The organism is Natronorubrum sediminis (assembly GCF_900108095.1).
Classification (GTDB): Archaea; Halobacteriota; Halobacteria; order Halobacteriales; family Natrialbaceae; genus Natronorubrum; species Natronorubrum sediminis.
Map to the genome: position 1 here is coordinate 1,458,222 of NZ_FNWL01000001.1, position 13,352 is coordinate 1,471,573.

The window sequence follows — 13,352 nt, forward strand, 5'->3', positions numbered from 1 at the left end:
GATGGTAACCCCACTGCAACATCGAATTCCTATCACAGTCGGAGTCGATTCTACTCGCCGACGAACTCCGGATCGTCACCCGCGTTGAACGATCTGATTCCTTCCTCGTGGTCGGCGCTCTTGAACGCCTCGTCACGCACTCTCGAGACCCAGTCCTGTTCTAAGTCCGATGGCGTGGTTTTCTCCTCGAGGTTTCTGAAGATCTTCTTCATGTATTTCAACGACAGCGGCGCGTTCCCGGCGATCGTCTCCGCCAGGTCGTACGTCGTCTCCTCGAGTTCGTCTCGGTCTGTCAGATGGTTCAACAGTCCGATCTCGTCCGCCCTGTTCGAGTCGATTGGTTCCCCGGTGAACAGGAGTTCTTTCGCGTAGGGGTAGCCGACGACGTCGATGACTCGCTTGATCGACGTTCCCTTGTAGACTAACCCGATTTTTGCGGGAGTAATTCCGAACGTTGCCCCGCGCACACCGACACGGAGGTCACACGTCGAGATGAGTTCCATCGCACCGCCGTACGTGTCACCGTTTATCATCGCAATCGTCGGGTATTCGTACTCCTCGAGCGTGCTGATCATGCGAGGCCAGAGTTCTTTTTGCTCCTCCGTCTGTTCCGTTCGATCTACCGATAAGTCGAACCCAGCGCTAAATGCATGGTCTCCCTCTCCCGTGAGGACGACGACTGGATAATCGTCTCGCTGGTCCAACCGCTCGAACTGTTCGATCAACTCCTCGAGAATCGTGTATCCGATTGCGTTTCGTTTTCCCGGGTTGCTAATCGTCAACGTACATACGTTACCGTCTATGTCGGCCTTGACAGTGCCGGTCATAGGTGAAGTGTTACACAATGGCACAAAAAGATTGTGATTAGCTACACTGTGTCGCGCCGGACAGTTCGTCGTAACGGGATTAGATTACGCCCTCTTCTTCCAGTTGCGCGAGTTCCTCCTCTGAAAGGTTGAGGCGTTGGCCGAGTACTTCAGCGGTGTGTTCACCCAGGTCAGGTGGTCCGGAACGAATGTCTCGCTCGCCGTTCGAGAAGTGAAGCGGATGGCCGTGGAGGAGAACTTCTCCTAATCGGTCGTCGTCGTACTCGAACACGTAGTCTCGAGCGCGCGCTTGCGGGTGGTCAACGACGTCACTCACCTGATTGAGTGGGCCACACGGAAACCCATACTCGTCCGAGAGGGCGAGCCATTCCTCGGTCGTTTTTTCCTTGACTTTCGGGTTCATGACGTCCATGATTTCGTCGTAGTTGTTTTGACGTGCCTCGGTCGTATCGTACTCCGCTAACTCGGGTGCATCGAGCAATTCGGTAGCGAAGGTTTCCCAACCGACGCCGAGCGTGTTTATCACCACGTGGCCGTCCTGCGTCTCGAACAACTCGTAGGGGACGCTCGTTTGGTGTCGAGTACCCATTGGCTCGGGATCCTCCCCCGTCATTCCGTACATCGTGATGTACTCCTCCATGAACGAGAGGATGGTCCCGAAGAGGTTCGTTTCGACCTTTTGGCCGGTTCCGCCGGTATCTCGTTCGTGCAACGCCGCCAGAATTGCAATAGTGGAGTACAATCCGGCACCGATATCGCCGATTGCCTGACCGACTTTGACCGGATCACCGCCTTCGGGACCGGTGACGCTCATGATCCCCGCTTCGGCTTGCATGACGAGGTCCACCCCCTTTTGATCCTTGTAGGGTCCTTTTTCGCCGTACCCCTTTATCGACGCGTACACGAGGTCGGAGTTAACCTCCGAATCGAGATACTCGTAGCCGAGGCCGAACTCTTCCATGACGCCCAGGCTAAAGTTTTCGACGAGAACGTCCGCATCTGCAATCAGGTCCTCGAGGAGTTCCGTCCCTTCCTCACTCTTCAGATTGATCTCGACGCTCTTCTTGTTCCGATTTCTCGAGATGAAATTCACGCCCATTCCGTCTCGTTCCGGGAAGGAACCGCGAGCAGTGTCACCGACGTTGGGTCGCTCCACCTTGATTACTTCTGCACCCAGTTCGCTCAGGATTTGTGTACACCAGGGCCCGGCCCGTACACGGGTCAGGTCAACTATGGTAATGTCATCTAATACCATACCGCGTAATTCCATCGCAATGACTTTAATGCTATGTTCACCAAAGTGAGTTGTTCATCCGCAGCTATAGAAATAATATATTCCTTCGTAATCTCAATTGTATTTAGCCGAGATTCATTTTCCGACGGTGGAGACGACGGTCGTATCCGCGTTCAAAATTATGGATTGAGAGACGCTCCCGAACACAGCCTTCCCGGTCGGCGATCGTTTTCGTCCGCCGGTCACGATATATCGTGCGTCGCGTTCGTCAGCAAACTCGATTACCCTCGAGCTGGGGTCACCCACCAACCCGAGCGATTCGTGCGGGACGTCAATGTCGACGGTCGCTTCTTCGGCATATTCTGCCGCAAGTTTGGAGATTGTTTCCATGTCAACTGCAGTTCCTGTTTCCTCGGTATGATTTCGCTGAATGTCAGTGAACTCGGACCTTGTCATCACGTGAACCACGTAGAGGTCCTCCTCGAAGGCTGTTGCGAGACTCTCAGCTTCTCTGACGACTGCCTTCGCTTGATCTGAACGGTCAACTGCGGCGACTACGGCCATAGGTACCGTTCCAGTTGGAAGAGCATAAGTGTTAGAAGGGTATTCGAACGGGAAGTTGATTCATATACGATAGCTCACAGAGTGAATTAACCTCGATGGGGTAAATGTTACCGCTGGTTCAGGTTGACGGGAGGCAGCCGATGTGAGGGGAACAGGTGCTAGTATAAATATAGTCAATATCGGATCATAACAGTATTGGAAATTTCCAGAAAGTGTTTATAGTAGCGTTGCATGGTTGAGATTGTCATGCAGCGACGCAAGTTTGTACAACTGGCAGGCGCTGTCTCGCTGGCCGGTCTAGCGGGATGCAGTGGTGGTACTGATGACGGTGATTTCCCCAGTAGCGATCTCAGGATCGTAATCCCGTACTCCGAAGGGGGTGGGAGTGACATGTACGCTCGTCAGATTGGTGGTGTACTCGAAGACGAAACTGGAGAGGCAATAACGCTAGAAAACCACGAGGGGTCGGGTGGAATGATCGGGGTCCAAGAAGTTGTGAACTCGAGCCAGGAAGGACACGATATATTCACACACAATTTGCCCACTATCGCATTGGAACACATGCAACAGGACATCGATATCTTCGATTTAGATGATCTACGTGGGCAAACGATCGCAGTATACGCGACCGACGTGCGAATGACGGTCAAAAACCCTGACCTGGATGTCGAGACCTACGAAGACTTGATAGACATACAGGATGAAATCGACTACGGTACCCCCGGCGGCACGGAAATGGGTATTCTCCAGAAGGCAGACGAACTCCACGGATTCGTACCGAATAACCACGTCACGTACGACGGAGGTGCAGATGCGGCAGCAGCGGTCGCATCCGGCGAACTAGACATTGCTTCAGCCCCCGAAGGGAACTTCGAAGGACCGATCGAATCGGGCGACGTCGAACCGTTTTTCGTGTGGGCCAGTAGTGGTTCTAGCATCTACGAGGACGTGCCGACGATTGCCGATGATGAAATGGGAGGGTTCGAGGAATTCGACTGGCTTAGTGAGACCCAACGTGCCTTCTGGAGCAGTCCCGACGCTTCGGACGAGACACTTGAGTGGTGGGAAGACGCCCTCGAGGACACGATGACGTCCGACGAAATGGAATCGTGGTCCGAGGAAACTGGCTCGCCGATTCAATTTGATGGAAGGGACGACGCGAACCAGGCGTTCGAAGATGCGATCGAAGGGATGGAAGAAGATATCGACATCGACGAGCTGTAACTGCTCCGATATCAGTGAGCCGTAAGTGACTTTCCCCACCTACCATGATTGAAAAAACATACAGTTTAGATGACGTGATTGCAATAGTACTGGTCGTGATAGGGTTACTAGCTTTTCATGAAGCCCGGACGTCGTTTCCGTTTGAAGAAGGCGTGTTCCCGATGATCGCGTCGGCGATTATGGCGGTTTCAGCTGCCATTTGGCTTCTTCGACCATTTCTCCCGAGTTTTCTCCATTCAGCGTTGATCGAGTACGACGAGCCCGCAGAAATCGAGGAACTCGAGGACGATTTAGAGACAGTGACCCACGACGAAGAGACGACGAACGAAGCCGATACAGGCCTCGTCGATGATAGAAATATGATGTATATGCTGATCTCCATAACGATCGGGTACGTCGTCCTCTCGTATCTCATCGGGTTCCTATGGGCGAGTCCGTTCTTCATCGTCGTGTACGGTATGTTGATGGGATTCGACCTCCGGGATCATGCCATCATCATTGCGGTAGCCTTTTTGGTCGTTTTGGGATTTGCCTATTTCACTACCGCGCCAGTCGACGAGGGAGTGTTGTGGGGGGTTAACATATGATCGGAGCGCTTCAAGAAGCGCTCGCGATCATCTTCAGTGGAGACACACTACTGTGGTTGGCAGCGGGATTGTTGCTCGGGATATTCGTCGGGGCTATTCCTGGGGTCGGTACGTCCCTCGGCATGGCCATTTTGCTACCGCTGACCGCACCGCTAGAGAGCCAAGACGCAATTATTTTGCTCGCAGCGATATACCTCGGTGGAAACTACGGGGGAAGTGTTGCAGCAATCTTGATAAACGCACCCGGGACCTCAGCAGCTGCTGCGACGACGCTTGACGGCTATCCGATGTCACGAAAAGGAGAGGCATCGCGCGCGTTAGCCATGTCCGCAATCTCGTCGACCCTCGGCGGCTTTATCGGACTCGGTTTTCTTATCCTCATCTCACCAGTTGTGACGGCACTCGTCCTTCAATTCCGTTCACAAGATTATTTCCTTGTGTCGCTGCTCGGCATATTGATGATAACACTGATCGCTCGAGGACCGCTGATCAAGGGTGTTGCCATCGCCGGCCTCGGATTACTATTGACCACCGTCGGCGTCTCGCCGATAGGGCTCGAACAACGCTACACATTTGGGTCCGTATACTTGTTCGACGGAGTCGATTTCGTTGCGATCCTTATCGGCCTCTTCGCCGTCTCCGAGATGTACAAACTGATGACGGAGTCCGGTGGGATATCAAAAGGGGATGTCGGTGTAAGCAGTGAAATCGCACCGGGTATACGAGATGCCTTGAACCGGCCAAAGACGATATTCAAATCGTCGCTCATCGGCATCGCGGTTGGAGCGATTCCTGGTGCTGGCGCGTCAATTTCGACGTTTATCGCGTACGGAGAGGCCGTCAGAAGCTCGAACGAAGAGTTCGGGAATGGAAATCCAGACGGAGTTGTCTCTGTCGAGTCCTGTAACAACAGTACAGTCGGTGGGTCACTGATTCCAACCTTTTCGTTCGGTATTCCAGGCGGGGCGGCAACAGCCGTCTTGCTCGGTGGGATGTTGATGCACGGACTGGTTCCAGGACCGCAGATGTTCGACGCAGACCTGCACATCACCTACTCGATCTTTACCGCGTTGTTCTTGGGCAACTTCATCATTCTCGCAGTAGGATTGCTAGTGATCACGCGTATCGGAATCGTAACCCAAGTCGACACGATGTACATCATCCCAGTTGTTCTCGTCGTCGCACTGAGCGGGTCGTACCTGCTCCGGATGAACTGGGTCGACGTCCTTACGGTGTTGTTCATGGGGATCATCGGGTACTACCTCCGGGAGAACAACTGGTCGGTTATCGCACTCGTCCTTGGGGCTGTCCTCGGTGATCTTATGGAGTCGAACTTGAATCGTGCACTCCAATTGTCCGACGGGTCGTTCATGATCTTCGTCTCCCGACCGCTGTCTCTCGCTCTTGTTGTCGCCTGCTTCTTGGTCCTCTTTGGAGGACATCTCAAGGAGAGAGCAAAGCGAATTACGGCCAGGTGAAGGCAATCTCGGAGAAATCGTCTCCGTGGTTCGGGTCGGAGTCTAATTAGGATTTTGACGGATTCACTGTAGTTGAGTTCAAACACCGGGAGAGAACGTGCCGACCGTCCGTGATACGATATCGTCGCTGTACAACAGCCGAAAGGGGCCGTCGTCGCGTGATGGGCAATTTTATTACGCCTGCAATCAGACTACGTCCCATGCTACCATCCGACAGTACGTTCAGTTTCGAGTACGCAGACAGCACTGTACACTTTGGGCGAAACTCGGTCGCGAATCTCGAGGAATGTTTAGCAGAACACGGAGCGCAATCGGCCTTGATCGTCTGCGGGTCGAACGTTGGGGCGAACGCCGACTTGATGGGGCCACTTCGAGAGGGATTGGGAAGTCGTCTCGGTGGCGTATTCGATGGAACGACGCCCGACAAATCGATCGAAGACGTGTTTGCTGGTATCGAAGCGATCAGGGAGTCGGATCCGGACGTGTTAGTCGGAGTCGGCGGAGGGAGTAGTCTGGACATCGCTCGTCAGATGAGTGTCCTCGAAGCGGATGGACGGTCACTCGAGGAGATCAAACGAGCGGCACGGGAAGGTGGACTTACTCCACCGGAGCCCGAAAGGCCACCGAAGCCAGTGATCGTGATCCCGACGACGTTTGCCGGTGCGGCCGACTCGTCGGGTGGTTCCATAATCGTCCTGTCGGCCGATGAATCACCGACAGCGCAGCCGGTTCGAATCGGTGGGTCGCTTCGGCCAATCGCGATGTTCTACGATCCCGCCCTGTTCGAAACGACTCCGACGAGCGTCCTCGCTGGCTCGGCGATGAATGGGTTCAACAAAGGCCTCGAGACGATTTATTCGTCCGCTTCGAACCCGATCACCGACGCTACCGCAGTTCACGGCCTTCGATTGCTGCAGGATGGCTTTACTCGCCTCTCGAGTGATCGACCAGACGGAATGGACGAATCCGTGGTCGGAACGATACTGGTCCAGTTCGAACGGAACACGAACGTTATCCACGCGTTCGGCCACGGGTTTTCCCGTCGGTATCCCGTACAACAGGGGAAGATTCACGCGATCGTCGCACCGCACGTGCTCGAATACCTATTCGACGAGGCCGATGCGAGACGAAACGTCTTGGCGGAGGGGTTGAACGTCGATACCGCTCGCGCGTCCGACCCGGCGATCGGTGAAGCGATCGTCACCGAAGTGCGGAAGGTGCGAAACGGATTCGAGTTACCGACGCGACTGCGCGACCTCGAGCCCGTCAGGGAAGAAGATATTCCGAAGATTGCCGAGTTCATCGTCTCCGACACCGCGATGGCCAGAGCCCCCGAATCCGTTCCGATGGGGGAAGGCGAGGTCGAGGAAATCATTCGAAGCGCTTGGTAAGGCGGCCCGCAGATTTGGGTCTCCTCGACCCAAAGGTATTACGAGCTGGAATGCGTTCTTTGGTATCATGTGGCAAAAGAAGATCGAAAGCGCCGGGTTTAGATCGATATCTGCGTTTCGAAACGTGAAGAAGCCCTTAGAACCGAACATCGACCAGGACGAAGAGGTGTTGATACTGACGGACACTGAACACGATCCCGCGGTGTGGAAACTGATTGCAGCGGCGGTTCGAGATCTGGGTGCGCACCCAATCATTTCCATGTTCGAGGCACGGGAGATGGATTACTACGACCCCCCATCTAGCGTCGGTCAGCAGATGAAAGACGTCGACATGGTCATAACGTGTACGACGACGGCAATGCTACACAGTCCGGCAGGCGAAGCTGCAATGGAGTCCGGCGTCCCGATTATCGCCATGGACGGTGGGCTAACGATCGATATGTTGACGAACGGTGCAGCGACCGCCGATTACAACGAAGTCGAACGCTTGGAGTACGAAATTGGAAAGCGAGTGTTCGAAGGAGGGAGCGAAGCACACCTTACCAGCGAACACGGAACCGACCTCACGCTCAGCGTGGAGGATCGGGTGTTTCTCTATCGAGAGCCAGATCCCGACGACCAGCCGCTAGAATTATACGAGAAACGCCCCGGGTTCCACGCCGTCGTCTTCCCACGCGGCGAGTTCAACGTCCCGCCGAATCCGAGTACCGCGGACGGAACGATCGTTTTCGATACGACGATGCACCACCTGGGTCGACTCGAGGAACCGATCGAACTCACGATCGAGTCTGGAACGATCACGGACATTGACGGCGGCTATCAGGCTCGAGAACTCGAGCGAGTGCTGGCGGAGTACGGAGACGAGGACGCGTATCGGATGCCGACCGAATTTTCAGTCGGTGCGAACCCGGACGCACGGGTGACGGGGTGCCAGCGCGAGGACAAAAACATGCTGGGGTGCATTCACATCGGACTCGGGACGAACGCCGACGTCGGTGGAGAAGTCCACAGCAAGCTCCACATGGACGGCGTGATCGCGCGACCGACGCTGAAAATAGATGGCGACGTGATGATCGACGAGGGAGAGATCACCGTTTTGGACTGAGGACCCCCGTCGTGTGCGTCGTTAGTCGCCTCTATCCTCCGGAACGATGGTAGGAATTGGGTACGTCCCGCCGTTCGCGTGGACTACTTGACCGGTGATGAACGACCCCCGCTCGGATGCCAGAAAGCTGACTACCTCGGCGATTTCCTCGGGCGTGCCGAGGCGGCCGAGCGGCGTCGAATCGACGATCGCCTCCTTTTTGCGTTCGAACGACTCGGACCGATCGCGGTTCGTATCGATCAACCCCGGCGAAACGGCGTTGACACGGATATCATCCTTCCCCAACTCCGTCGCGAGTTGGCGAGTGATCCCCTCGATGGAGAACTTCGTGCCGTAGGAGTGAACGTGTCCCGGATCCCCCAGGTAGACGAGAGCTCCGATGAGGTTGACGATCGACCCACGACCGGCGTCTAACATATCGGGGACGACGTGTTGGCTGGTGAGGATCTGCCCGCGGAAGTTGACGTTCGCCGTGCGTTCGATGTCCTCGAGTTCGAGGTCGAGGAAAGCTTTCTCCGGACGGTAAGTGGCGTTGTTGATCAGCACATCGATCGGGCCCAATTCCTCTCGAATATCAGTAACCATCGTCTTGACGGCATCCGGGTCTCCCAGGTCTGCAGTTGCCGTCGCCGCCGTTCCGCCAGCGGATTGGACTTGGTGAGCAGTTTCTTCACAGCCTTCCTCGTCGGTTCGTGACGTGATGCCGACGTCGGCACCCTCTTCAGCCAGTTTGACAGCGATAGCGCGGCCGATGTTCCGGCTTCCACCGGTAACGAGCGCGGTCTTTCCATCGTGCTCCATGGAATGTCATTCGGGAACATAGCACCATATCATTACGCATAGCGGTAAGTCGTCGCACACGTACCGCGTCGAAGTGTTCGTACGCGTTAAGCTCGAGAATCGAACGCCGAAACCATGTCAACAGGAAGGGTTAAGTCAACCGTTGGCAATGAACCGGACATGATCCGATCCTACGACGGAACGACGCCGACGATCGCAGAATCCGCGTATATCGACGACGACGCCACCATCATCGGTGACGTCGTGATCGAAGACGACGCAAGCATCTGGCCCGGGACGGTTCTGCGGGGGGATCACGGCTCCATCGTCGTGCGGGAGGGGGCAAACGTACAGGACAACGCAACCCTCCACGAGGGCGTAGAAATCGAGCAGTACGCGACAATCGGACATAATGCGATCGTTCACAGCGCGACAGTGGGGCCTCGAGCGACGGTCGGTATGGGCGCGATCGTCCTCGACGGGTCGACGATCGGTGAGGAAAGTATCGTCGGGGCGAACAGTCTCGTCACGGAGGGGACGACCGTTCCGGAATCGGTGCTCGTCGTCGGATCGCCGGCGGAAGTGTTAAAAGACCTTGAGGGGTCCGACTGGGCGTCGGCAGGAGAGCGCTACGTCGAGTACGCCAACACGCACGCCGAAACGTCGGAGGTCCTCGATAGAGACGACGTTACGACCGGTGAATGAGCTCGAGACGGATGGATGAAAACGGACGCGAAACCGTGCACGTGTTCGGCACCGAGTACGAGAGCGAGCGGATCCAACGGGTGTGGTCGCTGGCCGCGTTGATCGGGATTCTCGAGATCATCGTCGGCGTAATTGGAGTACTCGTCACGGACGCTCGCCTGTTGGATTCCGATTCGATATTCGCAATCCTCGTCTTCGTGGGGATCGGTTGGTACGCGCTCGTGATCCTCTCCAAGCACCTCCTGTTAAGCAGGTAGGTCAGCGATAGACATGCACACCCGAACATGCCACGATACGCGAGGAATCGCATAACTTATTCTGGCGTGTGCTAGATACCCACGGTATGACACGCCATTACGAGGACCTACAGGTCGGCGACGTGTTTGAGGTAGGAAGTTGTGAGGTAACGAAACTGGATATCATCTCCTTCGCCGAACAATTCGATCCACAACCGTTTCACGTCGACGAAGAGGAGGCTACGGATTCAATGTTTGGTGAATTGGTTGCCAGCGGACTCCACACACTGTGTTTATCGGTCCGACTGTTCGTTACGGAATTCGTACAGAGCGAAGAGGGTCTAGCTAATATGGGCGGCCTCGGAATGGACAAACTGGAGTGGCACAAGCCGGTGTATCCCGGGAATACGCTCAATCTTCGAATCGAGGTACTCGAGAAAACGCCCTCGAGTAGCAGATCCGATCGGGGATACGTGATGTTCGGTCGGGAGGTATGCAATGAACACGGCGAGGCCGTGATGACGAACGTTTCGAACAACGTGGTTCGACGGGCTACGGCCGAATAATCCGACTTTCGAGTTTGGCACAATTGTTGGCGAATGTACGCAAAGGTCAAACGGTCGGTACAGTTGAGCAGCAGGCGTATCAGTACGAAACGAACCGTCGAGTGCTACTCGAACGCGCAGGTGTTCGTCAACTCGCCGAGTTCGTCGATCCCGATCGTCACCTCGTCGCCGTCCTCGAGCAAGACAGGGGGATCCCGGTAGACGCCGACACCCGGTGGCGTGCCGGTGAAGACGAGGTCGCCCGGGTTCAGTGTGAACGCCTGGCTGCAGAATGACACCAACTCGTCGATCCCGAAGATGAGGTTGTCGGTCGTCGACTCCTGTAAGCGCTCACCGTTCACCTCGGCCCAGATCTCGAGGTTGTGAGGGTCTGACACTTCATCCGCGGTGACGAGGTCGGGGCCGATCGGGGCGAAGCCGTCGAGGCTCTTCCCCCGAACCCACTGCCCGTCGCCGTGTTGGAGGTCGCGAGCCGAGACGTCGTTACCGACGAGGTAGCCCGCCACGTGCTCGAAGGCCTCGTCTTCGTCGACGCGGCGGGCTTCCGTTCCGATGACGACGACGAGTTCGGCCTCGTAGTCGACCTTCTCGGTGAGATCGGGGTCCCACGAGATGGTATCACCCGGTCCGGAGATCGTGGTTGGAAACTTCGAGAAGAGCACGGGTTCGTCGGGGATCGGGTTGTCACCCTCCTCGGCGTGATCGCGGTAGTTGAGGCCGACGCAGACAATCTTTTCCGGGTCCGCGATCGGGGCGAGGCGCTCGACCTCCGCGGTGGAGTACACGGCAGTATTCGTCCCCCGAACGTGCTCGAGGGCTCGTTCTACGTTTCGCTGCCACGCGTCGTCGACGGGTGCCTTCGATTCCGTTTCTGAGAGATCGATGCCGGCAGCGGTGCAGGCTTCCGGGACGTTGACGATCTCCTGGTCGGATATCGAGACGCCGTACCAGCACTGGTCAGTCTCCGCCGTCGTGAACCGTCCGATTCGCATACCGGTACCTACGGCCGCGAGTATATTGTTCTTGGGTTGTCTCCGAAATACGGAGAACGCGTCGAATCCCGTCTAGAACTGTAAGGAGTCGACGAGCGCCTCGACCACCGGCCAGTAGAACAGCCAGCTTCCCAATACGACGATAGCCGAGAAGCAGACGGTCATCAGTCCGAGGAAAAACACGTCTTTGATCGACAGCGGCCCCCGCTCGTAGGCGAGCAGGACCGTAGAAATATTGAACGGGAACAACGACGTCGAGACGAGAACGAGCATCAGTGAGAACGACGAGTACAACGCGTTGACGCCGAGCGTAGCGGCGAACTCGAGCAAGATCGGGAGCAAAATCGCGATCGCGGCCGCGACCGAGGAGAAGATGGCTCGGACGGCGACCGCGAAGACGAAGAGCACGCTCATGACGAGGACCGGCGCGCTGTGTATCGAAACGAACGAAAAGAGCACGTCGACGACAAGATCGATCGCCTCGAGTTCCTCCATGACCTCGAGAATCGAGAGCATCGCACCGACGAGAAAGACGATTCCCCAGCTAATCTCCCGGAAGTCGGCCGGAGAGAGCACCCGTATTCCCGGAAGGTAAAAGATGAGCACGACGATCATCGCGGGGATGATCGCATCGATCCCGAGGAACGACCCGAGGATCCACATGGCGATCGCCAATAAAAGCGTCCCGAAGACGAGTTTTTGTTCACGATCCAGTGATTCCGAGGACGATCGATCGACGGGTTCGGGATCTGGGTCGGCAACGTGCTCTGAGGACACCGCGTCGGTCGGGACGCGATACACCCAGATGCCACACAGTGACGCGAGCACGAACAGCGAAGCCGCCGGTGGGATCATGAACAGCGCCCACTCAACCCAGGTCAACTCTCTAACCATCGAGTTGATCAACTCGGCGGTCACGATTGCCATGCCGCCTCCCGTCATCAACGCCGTCGATCCGATGTGGTTCACGTGTCCGATAATGTAGTACGAAGCGGAACGAAACGCGCTGTCGGGACCGAGCCCGTACTGCTCGTTTATCTGATCGATGATAGGCATAAACGTCACAGTTCGAGCCGTGCCAGACGGCATGACGAACGCGAGGAGGAGGATCGTTCCGGTCAATCGGTAGAGTGAACCGCGGATCGTACTCGTCTCAGTAACCAACCGATCCGAGATCCACTCGTCTAGATCAACGCGGACGATGCTCTTCCCGATCAATAACAGGAGAATGAGGAAGAAAACGAGAGACGATGCAAAGCCGACGACTGCCGCTTCGAACGTTTCGGTGACGCCAAATCCATACAGTAAGACAACACAGAGGAGACTCGAGATCGAGTAAGGGATCGGTTTGGTCACCCACAACACGATCGTTGCGGCGAGGATAGTAAACAGGAGTTGAGTTCGATAACCGATCGTTTGAGGCGTTTCGATAACGGTGCCAATCAGTAGTACGAGCGCTGATACCACCAGTCCGGCGAACTGAATTCGATCGACCGACCGAAGGGCCACCGACCGGTTCATAGGACAGAAACGACCGAGTGATGTTCGGGATCGTCGAATTGTCGAATCGATGGGAAAGCGGCCCTCATCGTATGGCTCCGCTCCTATTCGAGGAAACAGTAGACGTACGCGTCACTTCGCACCTGCCAAAAGTTGCTGACGT

The 13,352-nt window shown here is 56.0% G+C and carries 14 protein-coding genes; 8 read left to right on the forward strand and 6 right to left on the reverse strand.

Annotation, left to right across the window (positions count from 1 at the left end; translation table 11 throughout):
- Positions 1-50 precede the first annotated feature (50 nt).
- From BLW62_RS07105 to BLW62_RS07115, 3 genes are all read right to left on the reverse strand, one after another.
- The gene (locus BLW62_RS07105) at positions 51-827 is read right to left on the reverse strand and encodes an enoyl-CoA hydratase/isomerase family protein (RefSeq protein WP_090506326.1); all 777 of its coding nucleotides are present in this window, start codon (positions 825-827) and stop codon (positions 51-53) included.
- 79 nt (positions 828-906) lie between these two features.
- Complete coding sequence (locus BLW62_RS07110) at positions 907-2,097, reverse strand: CoA transferase (RefSeq protein ID WP_090506327.1); 1,191 nt, start codon at positions 2,095-2,097, stop codon at positions 907-909.
- A 99-nt stretch (positions 2,098-2,196) separates the two neighbouring features.
- Positions 2,197-2,625, reverse strand: a complete 429-nt coding sequence (locus BLW62_RS07115) for a universal stress protein (RefSeq protein ID WP_090506328.1) — start codon at positions 2,623-2,625, stop codon at positions 2,197-2,199.
- A 231-nt stretch (positions 2,626-2,856) separates the two neighbouring features.
- Here BLW62_RS07115 and BLW62_RS07120 point away from each other — a divergent pair, with 231 nt between their 5' ends.
- From BLW62_RS07120 to BLW62_RS07140, 5 genes are all read left to right on the forward strand, one after another.
- Positions 2,857-3,849: a Bug family tripartite tricarboxylate transporter substrate binding protein gene (locus BLW62_RS07120; RefSeq protein WP_090506329.1), complete on the forward strand. Its 993-nt coding sequence runs from the start codon at positions 2,857-2,859 to the stop codon at positions 3,847-3,849.
- A gap of 44 nt (positions 3,850-3,893) precedes the next feature.
- Positions 3,894-4,436 (forward strand): tripartite tricarboxylate transporter TctB family protein, encoded by a 543-nt coding sequence (locus BLW62_RS07125; protein WP_090506330.1) that lies wholly within the window; start codon positions 3,894-3,896, stop codon positions 4,434-4,436.
- A complete protein-coding gene (locus BLW62_RS07130; protein WP_090506331.1) occupies positions 4,433-5,914 on the forward strand; it encodes a tripartite tricarboxylate transporter permease in 1,482 nt (493 codons plus the stop codon). Before BLW62_RS07125 ends, BLW62_RS07130 begins: the two co-directional genes overlap by 4 nt.
- 200 nt (positions 5,915-6,114) lie before the next feature.
- Positions 6,115-7,305, forward strand: a complete 1,191-nt coding sequence (locus BLW62_RS07135; RefSeq protein WP_090506332.1) for an iron-containing alcohol dehydrogenase family protein — start codon at positions 6,115-6,117, stop codon at positions 7,303-7,305.
- Between the two features lie 67 nt (positions 7,306-7,372).
- Entirely contained in the window at positions 7,373-8,410 is a 1,038-nt protein-coding gene (locus BLW62_RS07140) for an aminopeptidase (protein ID WP_090506333.1), read from the forward strand.
- Positions 8,411-8,431: 21 nt separating this feature from the next.
- Here the strand turns inward: BLW62_RS07140 and BLW62_RS07145 are convergent, their stop codons facing one another.
- Positions 8,432-9,211 carry an SDR family NAD(P)-dependent oxidoreductase gene (locus BLW62_RS07145; RefSeq protein WP_090506334.1) on the reverse strand — a complete coding sequence of 260 codons (780 nt, stop codon included), beginning with the start codon at positions 9,209-9,211 and terminating at the stop codon, positions 8,432-8,434.
- 159 nt (positions 9,212-9,370) lie between these two features.
- Here BLW62_RS07145 and BLW62_RS07150 point away from each other — a divergent pair, with 159 nt between their 5' ends.
- The 3 genes from BLW62_RS07150 (at position 9,371) to BLW62_RS07160 (ending at position 10,697) form a co-directional block, all read left to right on the forward strand.
- On the forward strand, positions 9,371-9,895 hold the full coding sequence (locus BLW62_RS07150; RefSeq protein WP_090506335.1) for a gamma carbonic anhydrase family protein: 525 nt from the start codon (positions 9,371-9,373) through the stop codon (positions 9,893-9,895).
- Positions 9,896-9,906: 11 nt separating this feature from the next.
- Entirely contained in the window at positions 9,907-10,152 is a 246-nt protein-coding gene (locus BLW62_RS07155) for a hypothetical protein (RefSeq protein WP_090506336.1), read from the forward strand.
- Positions 10,153-10,238: 86 nt separating this feature from the next.
- Positions 10,239-10,697, forward strand: coding sequence for a MaoC family dehydratase (locus BLW62_RS07160; protein ID WP_090506337.1), 459 nt, complete (start codon positions 10,239-10,241; stop codon positions 10,695-10,697).
- Positions 10,698-10,801: 104 nt separating this feature from the next.
- On the opposite strand, the gene BLW62_RS07165 is transcribed toward BLW62_RS07160, so the two are convergent.
- Both BLW62_RS07165 and BLW62_RS07170 read right to left on the reverse strand, forming a co-directional pair.
- A complete protein-coding gene (locus BLW62_RS07165) occupies positions 10,802-11,689 on the reverse strand; it encodes a fumarylacetoacetate hydrolase family protein (RefSeq protein WP_090506338.1) in 888 nt (295 codons plus the stop codon).
- A gap of 72 nt (positions 11,690-11,761) precedes the next feature.
- Positions 11,762-13,210 (reverse strand): SLC13 family permease, encoded by a 1,449-nt coding sequence (locus BLW62_RS07170; protein ID WP_090506339.1) that lies wholly within the window; start codon positions 13,208-13,210, stop codon positions 11,762-11,764.
- Positions 13,211-13,352: the final 142 nt, after the last annotated feature.